Source organism: Promicromonospora sp. NPDC050262, from assembly GCF_040655935.1.
Taxonomy (GTDB): domain Bacteria; phylum Actinomycetota; class Actinomycetes; order Actinomycetales; family Cellulomonadaceae; genus Promicromonospora.
On sequence record NZ_JBFAKX010000005.1, the window covers coordinates 1 to 14193 of the forward strand.

General features: G+C 72.6%; 15 protein-coding genes. 6 read left to right on the forward strand and 9 right to left on the reverse strand.

Going from position 1 to position 14193, the window contains the following annotated elements; translation table 11 throughout:
• Positions 1-622: 622 nt before the first annotated feature.
• Positions 623-1465, reverse strand: a complete 843-nt coding sequence (locus AB0I29_RS09295) for an NAD(P)H-binding protein (protein WP_357480725.1) — start codon at positions 1463-1465, stop codon at positions 623-625.
• Between the two features lie 123 nt (positions 1466-1588).
• On the opposite strand from AB0I29_RS09295, the gene AB0I29_RS09300 reads away from it, so the two are divergent.
• Entirely contained in the window at positions 1589-2002 is a 414-nt protein-coding gene (locus tag AB0I29_RS09300; RefSeq protein WP_357480728.1) for a helix-turn-helix domain-containing protein, read from the forward strand.
• A gap of 44 nt (positions 2003-2046) precedes the next feature.
• Here the strand turns inward: AB0I29_RS09300 and AB0I29_RS09305 are convergent, their stop codons facing one another.
• A complete protein-coding gene (locus AB0I29_RS09305) occupies positions 2047-2889 on the reverse strand; it encodes an alpha/beta hydrolase (RefSeq protein ID WP_357480730.1) in 843 nt (280 codons plus the stop codon).
• Between the two features lie 116 nt (positions 2890-3005).
• On the opposite strand from AB0I29_RS09305, the gene AB0I29_RS09310 reads away from it, so the two are divergent.
• Both AB0I29_RS09310 and AB0I29_RS09315 read left to right on the forward strand, forming a co-directional pair.
• Positions 3006-3575 carry a TetR/AcrR family transcriptional regulator gene (locus AB0I29_RS09310; protein WP_285103443.1) on the forward strand — a complete coding sequence of 190 codons (570 nt, stop codon included), beginning with the start codon at positions 3006-3008 and terminating at the stop codon, positions 3573-3575.
• A gap of 12 nt (positions 3576-3587) precedes the next feature.
• The gene (locus AB0I29_RS09315; protein ID WP_357480734.1) at positions 3588-4184 is read left to right on the forward strand and encodes a DsbA family protein; all 597 of its coding nucleotides are present in this window, start codon (positions 3588-3590) and stop codon (positions 4182-4184) included.
• A 3-nt stretch (positions 4185-4187) separates the two neighbouring features.
• On the opposite strand, the gene AB0I29_RS09320 is transcribed toward AB0I29_RS09315, so the two are convergent.
• Positions 4188-5063 (reverse strand): alpha/beta hydrolase, encoded by an 876-nt coding sequence (locus AB0I29_RS09320; protein ID WP_357480737.1) that lies wholly within the window; start codon positions 5061-5063, stop codon positions 4188-4190.
• A gap of 33 nt (positions 5064-5096) precedes the next feature.
• Here AB0I29_RS09320 and AB0I29_RS09325 point away from each other — a divergent pair, with 33 nt between their 5' ends.
• The gene (locus tag AB0I29_RS09325; protein WP_357480740.1) at positions 5097-7151 is read left to right on the forward strand and encodes a BTAD domain-containing putative transcriptional regulator; all 2055 of its coding nucleotides are present in this window, start codon (positions 5097-5099) and stop codon (positions 7149-7151) included.
• Between the two features lie 235 nt (positions 7152-7386).
• Positions 7387-8241 carry a slipin family protein gene (locus AB0I29_RS09330; protein ID WP_285103436.1) on the forward strand — a complete coding sequence of 285 codons (855 nt, stop codon included), beginning with the start codon at positions 7387-7389 and terminating at the stop codon, positions 8239-8241.
• Positions 8242-8245: 4 nt separating this feature from the next.
• On the opposite strand, the gene nhaA is transcribed toward AB0I29_RS09330, so the two are convergent.
• Both nhaA and AB0I29_RS09340 read right to left on the reverse strand, forming a co-directional pair.
• Positions 8246-9646 (reverse strand): Na+/H+ antiporter NhaA, encoded by a 1401-nt coding sequence (gene nhaA, locus AB0I29_RS09335; protein ID WP_285103434.1) that lies wholly within the window; start codon positions 9644-9646, stop codon positions 8246-8248.
• 28 nt (positions 9647-9674) lie between these two features.
• Positions 9675-10502 (reverse strand): helix-turn-helix transcriptional regulator, encoded by an 828-nt coding sequence (locus AB0I29_RS09340; protein WP_357480745.1) that lies wholly within the window; start codon positions 10500-10502, stop codon positions 9675-9677.
• Between the two features lie 100 nt (positions 10503-10602).
• On the opposite strand from AB0I29_RS09340, the gene AB0I29_RS09345 reads away from it, so the two are divergent.
• Entirely contained in the window at positions 10603-11343 is a 741-nt protein-coding gene (locus AB0I29_RS09345; protein ID WP_357480748.1) for an SDR family oxidoreductase, read from the forward strand.
• A gap of 10 nt (positions 11344-11353) precedes the next feature.
• On the opposite strand, the gene AB0I29_RS09350 is transcribed toward AB0I29_RS09345, so the two are convergent.
• Genes AB0I29_RS09350 through AB0I29_RS09365 form a run of 4 tightly spaced genes read right to left on the reverse strand, consistent with a single transcriptional unit; the run spans position 11354 to position 14177 of the window.
• On the reverse strand, positions 11354-11950 hold the full coding sequence (locus AB0I29_RS09350) for a TetR/AcrR family transcriptional regulator (RefSeq protein ID WP_357480751.1): 597 nt from the start codon (positions 11948-11950) through the stop codon (positions 11354-11356).
• Between the two features lie 50 nt (positions 11951-12000).
• Positions 12001-13236: an epoxide hydrolase family protein gene (locus AB0I29_RS09355; protein ID WP_357480754.1), complete on the reverse strand. Its 1236-nt coding sequence runs from the start codon at positions 13234-13236 to the stop codon at positions 12001-12003.
• Positions 13237-13274: 38 nt separating this feature from the next.
• Positions 13275-13745: a nuclear transport factor 2 family protein gene (locus AB0I29_RS09360; protein ID WP_357480757.1), complete on the reverse strand. Its 471-nt coding sequence runs from the start codon at positions 13743-13745 to the stop codon at positions 13275-13277.
• A gap of 24 nt (positions 13746-13769) precedes the next feature.
• The gene (locus AB0I29_RS09365; protein ID WP_357480760.1) at positions 13770-14177 is read right to left on the reverse strand and encodes a nuclear transport factor 2 family protein; all 408 of its coding nucleotides are present in this window, start codon (positions 14175-14177) and stop codon (positions 13770-13772) included.
• Between the last annotated feature and the right edge of the window lie 16 nt (positions 14178-14193).

The following is a 14193-nucleotide window of genomic DNA, read 5'->3' on the forward strand; positions in this document are numbered from 1 at the left end:
TGCTGCTTCCCCCAGTGCGACCGACCCGCCCAATGGGCAGACCTCGACCACATCCACCCCTACGACCACACGCTCGACCCCACCACACAACCACCAGACGCACCCGGACAAACCCGCGCCACCAACCTCCAACCCCTGTGCCGCGCCCACCACCTCGCCAAGACACACGGCGGCTGGAACGTCACCCGCCACCCCGACACCGGGAACACGACCTGGACCGCACCCACCGGCCACACCCACACCCGACCACCCACCCAGGTGGGCCACGTCAGCAATGACATCACCAGCCTCACCGACGACATCCGGCATCTCCTCGGACAGCACCCGACCCCGGGCTCGGCCGCGAGCTCCGCGTCCCCACCGACTCCCAGGAGCAGCCAACCGCACGGCCCACGCACACCCTCACTCCCAGCGGAACCGACGTTCTGACCAGATCCGGATCAGGATCCGGCCAGGAGGACCCGTGACATGCTCGGCCAATCCGACCGGGAGGCCGCTCCGCCAGGAGGACCGGCACCGGCACCAACGGGCTCATCCGACAAACGGACCACCTGCAGGAAGGGTGAACAGCCCGGCCGATGCGCCCCGTGCTCGCCCCGTGTCTGTGCCCGCGAACCTCAGATCAGCCCCCGAAGGCCGCCACGTTCCGACGCACCCAGTCCCCGAACGTGCGCGCCGGCCGCCCCAGCACCTTCTCGATGTCGAGGCTGACCTGCTGCTCCTGCGGCGTCGGCTCACCCAGGATCCCGAGCGTGCCGTCGACGACCGGCTCCGGCATGTACGCGAGCATGTCGGCACGCGCCTCGTCCCGGGTCTGCTCGACGAAGGCGATCGGCACACCGAGCGCCCGCGCGAGCACCTCGGTCCGCTCGCGCGGCGAGACGGCCGCGGGACCCGTCAGCACATAGGCGCGGCCCGCATGCCCGTCTTCAGCCAGGGCGGCGGCCGCGACCTCGGCGATGTCCAGCGGGTCGACGGCGGGCAGCGCGACGTCGCCGAACGGCGCGTGGACGGCGCGCTCCGACCGGACCGTCGGGACCCAGGCGAGCGCGTTGCTGGCGAAGTCGGCGGGCCGCAGCAGCGTCCACTCCAGACCCGAGCCCTGCACCCGCTTCTCCAGCTCGGCGAGCGGACCGTGCGAGGCCGACCCGGCCCGGGTGACGGCACCCAGCGAGGACAGCAGGACGAGCCGCCGCACGCCGGCCTCGGCGGCGATGCCGATGATCCGCTCGGTGTCCAGGTGCCCGCCCGAGCCCGGTACCAGCAGGAACAGGGCGTCCGCGCCGTCGACGGCGGCGCGCAGGCCCTCCGGTTCGGCCAGGTCGGCGCTCACCCCGCGAACCAACGGGCTGTCGAACGGGGCGGAACCCGCGCGGGAGACGGCGGTGACGTCATGGCCCCGTCGGACGAGCTCGGCGACCAGCGGACGGCCGATGTTCCCGGTGGCTCCGGTGACGACGATCATGGGTGCTCCTTGTCGGTAGGACACGGCCCTGAACCAGGGCCGGACGGCCTCCGAGGCCGCCGTGCCACCGACGTTACGAGCGTCAGTACAGTAGGTTCCCTCAGGAAAGTATTGGAGCCTGCCATGCCGAACGCGACGCCCGCCACGAAGCCAGGCACGAGCACCTGGTGCCCGCAGCCCGACGACGACCCGGCCACCGCGTGCCCCATCTCGCCGGTCGTCGACCTGGTGTTCAGCCGGTGGACCACGCCCATCCTGTGGGTGCTGCAGGCGCACGGGACCCAGCGCTTCGTCGAGCTGGAGCGGCGCATCGGAGTGACGCCGAAGGTGCTGACCCAGCGCCTGCGCCAGCTCGAACGGGACGGCCTGGTGCAGCGCAGGATCTACGCGGAGGTGCCACCGCGGGTGGAGTACGAGATCACGGAGCTGGGCAGCAGCCTGCAGGCCGTCTTCGCCGCACTGGGCGAGTGGGGCGACGCGCACATGGCCGACGTCGAGCGCTCCCGCGCCGACTACACGGGCCCGCTCCCCCGCTGAGACCACGGGCCCCCGGCGGGACGCCGGGGGCCTGTGGCAAGGGATCAGGCCTGCACGAAGCGGAGGAGCACCTCGTTGACCTCGGCCGCGTGCGTCCAGAGCAGGCCGTGCGGCGCGCCCTCGATCTCGACGTACTCCGCCTCCGGGAACGCGTCGTGGAACCGGCGGCCGGTGGCGTCGATCGGCAGGATGTTGTCCTTGGTCCCGTGCAGGATCAGGGACGGCTTGCCTGCGGCGCGGACGGCGGCGACGTCGGCCCGGAAGTCCTCGATCCAGGTCGGGACCACCGCGTACGCCGCGACCGGGGCGCTGCCCGTGGCAGTGTTCCAGCTGGCCGTGACGACCTCCGGGCTGATCCGCGAGCCGAGGTTCTCGTCCAGGTTGTAGAAGTCCTTGTAGAAGTCGGTGAACCAGGCGAAGCGGTCCGAGCGGGCCGCCTCCGCGATGCCGTCGAAGACGGACTGCGGCACGCCGTCCGGGTTGTCGTCGGCCGCCACGAGGAACGGCTCGAGCGAGGCGAGGAACGCGAGCTTGGCGACCCGCTCGTGGCCGTGGTTCTTGACGTAGCGGGCCAGCTCGCCGGTACCCATCGAGAAGCCGACCAGGATGACGTCGCGCAGGTCGAGGGTGGTCAGCACGGCGTCCAGGTCGGCGGCGAACGTGTCGTAGTCGTACCCGGTGCCGACCTTGGTCGACTTTCCGAAGCCTCGGCGGTCGTAGGTGATGACGCGGTAGCCGGCGGCGATCAGCTCACGCGACTGACGCTCCCAGCTGTTGCCGTCCAGCGGGTAGCCGTGGATGAGCACGACGGGCTGACCCGAGCCGTGGTCCTCGTAGTAGAGCTCCGTGGTTGTGCTGTTCTCGGTGCCGACCGTGATGAAACCCATGATCCGTCTCCTTCTCGACCCAGCGGAGAACGTTCGTTCTCCGCCCACATCCGTTACAGTAGAGAACGAACGTTCTCCGCGCAACTCGTGCGGGACACAAGACGGGGTGAGATCGCATGATCGACGAGAAGACGGCACGCGAGGACGTCGTCCGGGCCGCGGACGAGCTGTTCTACGCGCGCGGCGTCCAGGCCGTGGGCATGGACGCGGTGCGGACGGCGGCGGGCGTGTCCCTCAAGCGGATCTACTCGCTCTTCGCCTCGAAGGACGAGCTGATCGTCGCCGTGCTGCGCCACCGCACGCAGGTCTGGGACAGCGGGCTCGCCACGGCGTCCGAGCCGGCGACGACGGCCCGCGAGCGCATCCTGGCGATCTTCGACTTCCTCGACGCGTGGTTCCGCGAGCCGGACTTCCGCGGCTGCGCGTTCATCAACACCCACGGCGAGCTGGGGGCGTCGTCGACCGCCGTCGCGGACGCCGTCCGCGAGCAGAAGCGCACCTTCGGCGAGTACGTCGCCCGCCTCGTGGCCGACGCCGGGGCGCCGGCCGCCCTGGCCCCGCAGCTCGCCATCCTGGCCGAGGGCGCGCAGACCACCGCCGCCATCGCGGGGACCCCGGAGGCCGCGCACCACGCGCGGGCGGCCGCCGAGACCCTGCTCGACGCCGCGACCGGCCCCCGCCGGTGAAAGGATGACACCATGACGATCGACGAGTCCGACGGCAGCGCGCGGGAGGCCACGCCCCACGCCGCGCAGATCGCCCCCCACGACGCCGACTTCGCGTTCCGCTGGGCCTACGGCAACCCGGAGGCGCCGTTCACGATCGTGGAGTTCGGCGACTTCGAGTGCCCGTACTGCGGCGCGGCCAAGCCCGTGCTGCACGAGCTCATCAAGAACTCGGACGGCCAGGTGCGCCTGGTCTGGCGCCACTTCCCGCTGTTCGAGCCGCACCCGTACGCGCTGACGGCGGCCCTGGCGGCCGAGGCCGCCGGCCACCAGGGCGCGTTCTGGCCGATGGCCGGCCTGCTCTTCAAGAACCAGGACAGCCTGGACGACGCGTCGATCGTCCGGTACGGCGACCAGCTCGGGCTGGACACCAGCACCCTGGTGGGCGATCCCGCCCAGAAGTTCTCCGACGCCGTCCGCACGGACTACCAGGACGGGATCGACGCCGGCGTGCACGGCACGCCCACGCTGTTCATCAACGACGAGCCCTACCTGGGCGACGTCACCGTGACCGACCTGCGCGACACGATGGGGCTGTCGCGCAAGCGCACCTCGCGGTGGGGCCGGTAGGCCCTACCGCTTCAGGAGTCCACGCAGGAGGGCGACCACCTCGGCCGGCGACTGCTCGGCCATGAAGTGTCCGGCGTCCAGGGTGCGGTGGTCGAGGTCGGCGGCCCAGGCGGACCACAGCCCCGCCGCGTCGTAGCCGAGCGCGCTGCCCCAGTCCTGCTGGACCACCGTGACCGGCATGGTCAGGCGGCGGCCGGCCGCCTGGTCGGCCCGGTCGTGCTCGACGTCGATGCCCGCCGACGCCCGGTAGTCCGCCACGATCGACGGGACGGCCTCGCGCGAGGCCCGCAGGTACTCGGCCCGGACGTCGGCCGGGATCGCCTCGGCGCTCGTGCCCCAGGCGTCGAGGAAGAACCCGAAGAACTCGTCGGCGGAGGCCTCGATCATGCGCTCGGGCAGGCCCGGGGGCTGCGCCATTAGGTAGAGGTGGAAGGCGACGGCCGCGTCGGCGCCGTGCAGCACGCCCCACATGTCGAGGGTGGGCAGCACGTCCAGGATCGCCAGGTGCGTCACACGGTCGGGGTGGTCCAGTCCCGCACGGATCGCGACCAGGGCGCCGCGGTCGTGGCCGGCCAGTGCGAACGTCTCGTGCCCGAGAGCCTGGGCCAGCCCCACCACGTCCTGCGCCATGGTCCGCTTGGAGTAGGTGTCGCGGTCGTGCTCGGCCGGCTTGTCGCTGGCCCCGTAACCACGCAGGTCGGGGACGATCACGGTGTGCTCGCGAGCGAGGTCCGCCGCGACGTGCCGCCACATGAGGTGCGTCTGCGGAAACCCGTGCAGCAGCACCACTGGGCTGCCGGCGCCGCCGACCGCTACGTTGAGGTGGACGTCGCCCACGGCGACGCGCTGGTACTCGAACTCAGGGATTGTCGTTGTCATGCCCCCAATCTCCGCCACGTGGATGAGCAGCCGATGAGTGACCGATCAGGTGGGCCCGCCGCGGCGACGGCGCCGGTCCGGGTGGGCGTGCTCGGCCCGGTCACGGCCTGGGCCGACGACGCCGAGGCGGCGCTCGGCGGCCCGCGTCAGCGGGCGGTGCTCGCGCGCCTGGTGGCAGCCCGGGGCCGGGTGGTAACCGCCGGCCGGCTGGTCGAGGACCTCTGGGACGAGCCGCCGCAGGGCGCGCTCGTGGCGCTGCGCACCTTCGTCGCGGCCCTGCGCCGGGCGATCGAGCCCGGGCGTGCGGCCCGCACCCCGGCGCGGGTGCTCGTCACCGACGGCCCGGGGTACGCGCTGCGCCACGTCGACGTGGACGCCTGGGCGTTCGAGGCGGCGGTCTCGGGCGCGCGGGACCAGGCGCCCGCCGCGGCCCGCGCCGCGCTGGACCGGGCGCTGGGCACCTGGCGCGGCGCGGCGTACGCGGGCCTGGAGCAGCCCTGGGCCGTGGCCGAGCGGGGCCGCCTCGCCGAGCTCCGGCTGGTCGCGGTCGAGCGCGTCGCCGAGGCGCGCACCAACCTCGGCGAGGCCGCCGACGTCGTGCCCGACCTGGACGCGCACGTGATCGAGCACCCCTGGCGCGAGGAGGGCTGGCGGCTGCTCGCGCTGGCACTGTACCGGTCGGGCCGGCAGGCCGACGCGCTGGAGGTGCTCCGCCGGGCCCGCGCCATGCTGACCGGCGAGCTCGGCATGGACCCGGGGCCGCGGCTCGCGGAGCTGGAGGCGCAGGTGCTGCGGCACGACCCGGGCGCAGGTGGCACGCCGGGCGCCGACGACGTCTGGCGGGACACGACGTCCGCGTACGAGCGCGTGGTGGCCGCCGGGGCCCGCGCCCGGCTGGAGTCGACGACGACGCTGCTGCGCACGCTCGCGATGACCGGCGGCGATGGCCTGACCGCCGCCCGCACGCAGCGCGTGGCCGCCGTCGGCGCCGCGGAGCAGCTCGGCGACCCGGACCTCACGGCGCGCGTGATCGGCGCGTTCGACGTGCCGGGTGCCTGGACCCGGTCCGACGACGCCGGCCTGGCCGCCCAGGTGGTCGCCGCCGCCGAGCGGACGCTCGCCGCGCTGCCCGACGACACGCCCGGCGCCGTCCGGGCCAAGCTCCTGGCGACGGTGGCCGTCGAGTCACGGGGCCTGGCCGGGGCCCGCGGCCCGCAGGCGGCGCACCAGGCCGAGGCGCTCGCCCGACGGTCCGGCGACCCGGCGGTCCTCGCGTTCGCACTGGCCGGGCGGTACCTGACCCGGTTCGAGCACACGGGCCTGGCCCTGGAGCGCGACGCGACCGGCGCCGAGCTGGTGTCGCTCGCCGCCCGGCACGGGCTGGCGACGTTCGAGATCCTGGGGCACCTGGTGCGGGTGCAGGCCCTGTCCGCCCTCGGACGGTGGTCCGACGCGCAGCGGCACGCGGACGACGCCGGTGCGCTCGGGTTGCGGCACGAGCGCCCGCTGGTGGGCGTGTTCACCGCATGGTTCGGGGCGCTGCGGGCGGCGGCCTCGGGCGCGCCGGACGGGAAGGATCCGGCGGCCCGTGCCGGCGTCGAGCGCGGATACCGTGCGGCCGCCGCGACGCTCGACGACGCGGGCATGCCGGGGCTCACCGAGGGCCTGCTGCCGCTGGCGATCCTCGCGCTGCGGGTCTGGCACGAGCTCCCGGCGGACGGTGGCCCGGCGTCCCCCAGGGAGACCGGGGCCGTACCGACCCTGGACGACACCGACTGGGGCCCCTACGAGCCCTGGGCCCGCCCGCACCTGCTGCTGGCCCGCGGTGCCCACGGCGACGCGGCGGCGATCGCGGCGGCCGCCCAGGCCGTGCGCCGGATCCCGGACCCGCCGCCGGGCCTCCTGGCCGAGGTCCTCTGGGTCCTGGCCGGGCGCGCCGCCGTCGCGGTGGGCGACCGCCGGATGGCCGAGCGCGCCCGCGCGGCCCTGGCCCCGGCCGCCGGGGAGATCGCGGCGGGCAGCGGCGTCCTGACGGCAGGCCCGGTCCAGGACCACCTGGACGCGCTGACCGCCTTCCTCGCCGGCTGACCCGCGGACGAACCTACCGATCATCAGCCCCACGAGGTGCCCGTAGCGCACCTGGCCGGAGCCACCACCGCCGGCCGCACCGCGTCGTCGCCGGAGTATCGTGAGACGTGGACGAGTCCGGGACGCCTCGGCCTGGGACTGGTCCTGAACCTTCTTGAGAGGTAGGCGTCATGAAGACGTCGATCGCCGGCCCGCCAGCTGACAGCTCCTTGCGCGGACCCCGCGGAGCGTTCCGATGAGCACCTCGGCCTGGATCCTGATCCTGATCCTTGCTCTCGTCCTGATCGGCCTCGCGATGGCCGTCAAGATCGTCAAGCAGTACGAGAAGGGTGTGCTCTTCCGGTTCGGCCGGCTCAAGGGCACCCGCGAGCCGGGCCTTCGAGTCATCATCCCGGTGGTCGACGTGCTGCACCGGATCTCCTTGCGGATCGTCACGATGCCGATCCAGTCCCAGGGCATCATCACCAAGGACAACGTCAGCGTCGACGTGGCCGCCGTCGCCTACTTCCGGGTGGTCGACGCCGTGAGGTCCGTGATCGAGATCGAGAACGTCACCGCGGCCATCAACCAGATCGCCCAGACCACACTGCGGAACGTCGTCGGGCAGCACGCGCTGGACGAGATCCTGGCGGAGACCGACCGGATCAACGACGCCATCCGTCTGATCCTTGATCGCACGACCACCGAGTGGGGCCTCCAGATCACGTTGGTCGAGCTCAGGGACATCCAGCTGCCCGAGACCATGAAACGCGCCATGGCGCGTCAGGCCGAGGCCGAGCGGGAGAAGCGCGCGAAGATCATCAACGCCGAGGGCGAGCAGCTCGCCGCCTCGAGGCTGGGCGACGCCTCCGACATCATGATGGTGCATCCGCTGGCCTTGCAGCTGCGCAACCTGCAGACGTTGGTCGAGCTCGGCGTCGACAGGAACACCACGGTCGTGTTCCCTGCGCCGCTGATGAGCACCATCGGCGAGCTCGGCACCTTCCTGGCCCGCGAAGAGGCGGCCGCGGCGGAGAGAGCACCGGCCGGCGGCGGCGACGCCACCCCGGCACAAGGGCCGGGGCACCACCCGAGGCCGACGGTGCCCTGACGGCTCACGCCGGCGGGCGCCACGCCCCCTCGGGCAGCGGCGGCGGGCCGGAGGCCTCGTGGGGCGAGCACAGCGGCAGCCGGTCGCCGAAGTACCGCAGGATCACGGCGCCGATGACGCCCGACAGGATCGACCCCACGAGGATGCCCACCTTGGCCTCGTTGATCAGGGCCTCGTCGTCGAAGGCGAGCTCGCTGACGAACAGCGCGATGGTGAAGCCGATACCGCACAGGAACGCGCCCCCGGCGAGATGCCCGTAACGCACCCGGCCCGGGAGCGTGCCCAGTCCCGTCACGAGCGCGATCATCGCGCCGAGGAACACACCTATCCCCTTGCCGAGCACCAGTCCGACCAGCACGCCGAGCGTGACGGGACTGGACATCGCCGCGTCGATGGACTCGCCGGAGAGCATGACGCCGGCGTTGGCCAGGCCGAACACCGGTACCACGACGTACGAGCTCAGCGGGTGCAGCGCGTCGAGCAGGCGGTCGCTGGTCGGCACGGCGGACTGCGCGGCGCGGACGGCGAGCCGTGACCGGGCGGGGTCCAGCTCCTCCATGAGCGCGCGACCGTAGAAGCCGAAGTGGAGGCGCGCCTCGTCGTCGTTGCCGTGCCGCGCCGTGGGCACGGCGAGGCCCACGACCACACCCGCGAGCGTGGGGTGCAGCCCCGACTCCAGGACGACCACCCACAGGACGGCGCCCACGATCAGGTACGGCGCGATCTGCCAGATGCCGATCCAGCGCATCGCGAACAGGACGACGGCCAGGACCGCCGCGAGCACGAGCGCGCCCATCATGAGCGCGTCGGAGTAGAAGATGCCGAGCAGGGCGATCGCGCCGATGTCGTCGAAGATCGCCAGGGTGAGCAGGAAGATGCGGAGCTGGTCCGGGCAGCGTGGCCCCACCAGCGCCAGCACGCCGATGACGAACGCCGTGTCCGTGGACATCGGCAGGCCCCAGCCGGCGGCGTCCGGCCCGGACGGGTTGATCAGCAGGTAGATGCCGATCGGCACGGCCAGCCCGCCGATGGCCCCGAACAGCGGCACCGACGCGGCGCGGAAGCTGCGCAGCTCGCCCACCGTCAGCTCGCGGTTGACCTCGACGCCGACCACGAGGAAGAACACGGCCATGAGGAAGTCGTTGACCCAGTGGTGCAGCGAGAGGTGCAGCTCCCACGTGCCGACCGTGAGGTTGATCGGCGTGTCCCACACGGCCTCGTACGAGCCGCCCGCCACGTTCGCCCACACCAGCGCGACGGCCGACGCCGCGAGCAGCAGCGTCGCGCCCCCGCCCTCGGTCGCGAAGTAGCTGCGCAGTCCCGGCGAGAGGCGGGGATACGGGATGACGACCCTGGGCCTCGGCCCTGGTCGGGTGGGTACTCCCGTAGGGATCCGGTCTGCCACGGGTCAAGGATAGAAGACGCCGACGGCGTCAGCCGATCCGCCGCGTCGCCGCCAGCGTCCCCAGCAACGCCAGTCCCTCCGCCGACGGCGACCCCGCGTGCGCGTGATACACCACCAGCTCCTGCCCCGGCGCGCCCCGCACCTCGAACACGTGCACCCGCAGCTCCAACGGCCCCACCTCGGGGTGCCGGAACCGCTTGGAGTCCAGCCGCTTGCCCCGCGCGTCGTTCCGCCCCCACAGTTCCACGAAGTCCGGGCTCTTCACGCGCAGCTCGTCCACCACGGCCCGGATCCGGGGATCACCCGGCATGAGCCCGTCCGCGAGCCGGAGACCCGCCACCGCGTTCTCCGCGACCAGGTGCCAGTCCGGGTAGAGGGTGCGCGCGCCCAGGTCGAGGAACACGGTGCGCGTCAGGTTCCGCGAGAACGGGAAGCCGCCGAAGAGCGCCTCGCCCAGCGGGTTCGCGGCCAGCACGTCGAAGGCCCGCCCGAACACGAGCGCCGGGCTCCCGGTCCAGGAGAGCATCAGCTCCAGCAGCGCGGGATCCACCTCCTCGACCGGCGCGGGCGGCGTCGGCCGAGGGCTGAGCCCGGCGAGACGGTACAGGTGCTGCCGGCCGTCGTCGTCCAGGCGCAGCACCTCCCCGAGCGAGTCGAGCACCTGCGGCGACGGGCTCACCTCGCGGCCCTGCTCCAGCCGCACGTAGTAGTCCACGCTCACGCCGGTGAGCATGGCCACCTCCTCGCGGCGCAGGCCGACGACGCGGCGGCGGCCGTAGACGGGCAGCCCCAGCGCCTCCGGGGTCAGCCGGTCGCGCCGGCCGCGCAGGTAGTCGCCGAGCGGGGAGGAGGTCATGCCCCGACGGTACGACGGCCGCCGTCGTCCATCCAGGGTGCGCTGCACCCAGGAGGACGGCGTCCTTCCGGGCCGCTGGACGGCGAACGAGCCTGGAGCCATGACCACATCAACGAGCAACCCCAAGGTCGTCCTCGTCACCGGCGCCAGCAGCGGCATCGGCGAGGCCACGGCCGTCCGCCTCGCGGCCGAGGGTCACGACGTCGTCCTCGCCGCCCGGCGCACGGAACGCCTCGACGCCGTCGCGGAGAGGATCCGGGCCGACGGCGGCCGGGCCGCCACCCTGAGCCTCGACGTGACCGACGCCGACGCCGTCCGAACCGCGGTCGACGCCGTGGTCCGGGACCACGGCCGGATCGACGTCATCGTGAACAACGCCGGGATCATGCCGCTGTCCCGGCTCGACGCCCTCCTGGTCGACGAGTGGGACCAGATGATCGACGTCAACGTCCGCGGCCTGCTGCACGGCATCGCCGCGGTGCTGCCCCACTTCCGCCGGCAGGGCGGCGGGCACGTCGTGACGGTCGCCTCGATCGGCGCGCACGAGGTGTACCCGACGTCGGCGGTGTACTCGGCGACGAAGTTCGCGGCCTGGGCCATCACCGAGGGGCTGCGCATGGAGTCCGACCCGAGCATCCGGGTCTCCACCATCACGCCGGGGACGGTCGAGAGCGAGCTCGCCGAGCACATCTCCGACCCGGACGCGCAGACCTACATGAAGTCGTTCCGCCGCAACCTGATCCCGGCGGACGCGATCGCCCGCGCGATCTCGTTCGCCCTGGACCAGCCCGCCGACGTCGACGTGAACGAGATCATCGTGCGCCCGGCGGCCCAGCGCTGACCGCGTGCCGTCACGGCGTGCCGAGCAGCGGCTCCAGCGTCGTGTCGAGCGTGGTCTCCAGGTAGGACAGGCGCCCCGTGGCCCGCAACATCACCACACCGCCCTGGACGGCGGTGAGGATGCTGCGGGCCGTGTCGCGCACGGGCAGGTCGGACCGGGCCGTCCCGTGGACGATCAGCGCCTGGACGCCGGCGATCAGCGCGCCCTCCCACCGATCGTAGAGGTCGCTGACGATCTGGCGGGCCTCGGGCGACGAGCTGCCGAGCTCGGAGGTGAGCGCCCCGAGGGGACACCGTTCGCCGAGCTCGGCGTAGTGCCGCAGCACGGCCCGGCGCCAGGCCCGCCAGCTCTCCGGCGTCGACAGGTCGTCGACGTACGGGCGCTGCGCCTCCATGACCTGCTCCGCCTCGTAGGCCGACACCGCCACGAGCAGGCCCGACCGGCCGTCCGGGAAGTAGTGGAAGAGCTGGCTCTTGCTCGTGGCTGTCGCCCGCAGCACCTGGTCCAGGTTGGTCTCCGCCGCGCCCTGCTCGCGCATCAGCAGGGCGGCGCCCGACACCAGCCGCAGCCTGGTCGCGGCGCCCCGCGCCGTCATCCGCATGCTCATCTCCTCAGGCTAGCCACGACGGCGCGGGACTGGACGCCACGGTCCAGTGCTCAGCGGAGCGGACGGAAGGTCGCGCGGATGTCCTCGACGACCGCCTCGGGGTTCTCCCACGGCGTGAAGTGCCCGCCGTGCTCGTGCGCCTTGAGGTAGGTCGGGTTGTACCAGGGCTTCTGGGCGGGGTCGTCGAGGAAGAACTGGACCCGCTGCTCGGTGCTCACGCCGGGCGGGTTCTCGTTGCCGAGGAACGTGAGCCCGGTGGGCGCCTCGATGATCGGGGTGCGGTCGTGCGCCGGCGTCCACGGGTAGCGGTTCGCGTTGACGTACGAACGGATCGAGCTGGTGATGGAGCGGGTGACCCACCAGATCGTGGCGTTGGTGATCAGGTGCTCCCGCGGGAAGACGCTCTCGACGTCGCCGTGCGACTCGCTCCACTTGGTCCACCGGCGCAGGATCCAGGCGAGCATCCCCACCGGCGAGTCGGCGAGCCCGTAGGCGAGGTTCTGGTTGTCGAGGATGTGCACGGCCACGTGCGACGCGTACCGGTCCTGGAAGGCGAGCACGCCGTCCCGGACCTCGTCGGACGCCCCGGGCGGCACCATCGCGCCGCCGGTCAGGTCCCACGGCCGCTCGCCCTGGAAGAGGTCGAGGTGGATGGCGTGGCCCAGCCAGATGCCGTACAGGTCCTTCGCGTACTTGTGGCCGAGCTGGCTCGTGACCAGGGCACCGTAGTCCGCTCCGGCGGCGGCGTACCGCTCGTAGCCGAGGTGGTCGGTCATGAGCGCGTGCCAGAGCTCGGCCATCTTCCAGAAGTTCATGTCCGGGCGGCCGGTCGGCGTCGAGAAACCGAAGCCCGCCAGCGACGGCACGATGACGTCGAACGCGTCGGCCGGATCGCCGCCGTGCGCGGCGGGGTCGGTCAGCGGCCCGATCACCTTGGACCACTCGCGGTAGCTCCACGGCCAGCCGTGGCTCATGATCAACGGGATCGGCGCCGGCCCCTTGCCCGCCTCCTTCACGAAGTGGATCGGCGTGCCGTCGACCGTGACCCGGTACTGGTTCGCCTCGTTCAGCGCGCGCTCGGCCGCCCGCCAGTCGAACTCGTCCAGCCAGTAGGCCACGAGCTCCTTCATGTAGGCCTGGCTGGTGCCGTAGTAGGCGTCGGACTCGTCGATGTCGGCGGGCCAGCGCGTGTTGCGCAGGCGGTCCTTGAGGTCGTCGATCGCCTCCTGGGGGATCGCGACGGTGAACCGGTGGCGCTCCAGGTCGGTGTTCTCGGTGGCGGGCATGGTGGTGCTCCTTCGGGGGTCGGGTACCGGCGCGCTCGTCATGCGAACTCCAGCCGGGTGCGGGTCTGGGTGCGGGTGGCGATGCGCCACTCGCCGGCGACCCTGCGGTAGGTGACGTGGTAGTGACCCCAGCCGCGCATGGTGCGGAACGGCGGCAGGGTGTCCCCGGGTGCGGGCTCGGGGATCGCGCTGTCACCCCGGAAGATGAGATCGGCCATCGCCCAGACCGCCGAGGCGGTGTCCGGGGTCTCCAGGTCGATCTCGTGGGTGAGCAGCTGGTGCAGCGGCTGCACGTCGCCGGAGTTGCGCGAGCCGAGCTGCTCCGCGATGTCGGCGGGACCCGTCATGCTGACGATCTCCTTGCCGTCGACGTCGAGGGAGCGGAACCAGCCGTCCTCGGCGAACAGCCCGGCCAGGTCCTGCCAGCGCTTCTCGTCGGCGTAGCGGGCGTAGCGCGCCTCGAGGCGGCGGATGTCCTCGATCGCGTTCAGGGTCTCCAGGTCTCTCATGGCTCTTTCCTTCCGCGCGCCGGCTCAGAGACCCAGGAGGCGCTTGGCCTCCAGCGGGTTGGTGCAGTCACGCCAGGCGGCGATCTTCCCGTCGCGGATCTCGTAGACCGCGAGGTTCCTGATCGGGGCGAGGGGCTTGCCGGCGAGACCGAGGCCGTGCACCTGCTCGGCGATCACGACGTCGCCGTCGACGGCCTGGTGGAGGGTCTCGAACCGGACGCCGACGAAGGTGCGGAACACGCCCGCCCACATCGCGACGAGGTCGGCCCGGCCGCGGACCTCGGGGTCGCCGTAGTTCTCGAAGACGATGTCGTCGGCGAAGTAGGACCCGAGCAGGGCGGCGTCCTTCTTCGCGAAGGCGTCGACGAACTCGCGCACGAGGGCGTCGTTGCGCGCCTCACGCTCGGTGCTGGTGCTGGTGCTGCTGGACATGGGGCTTCTCTCCTCG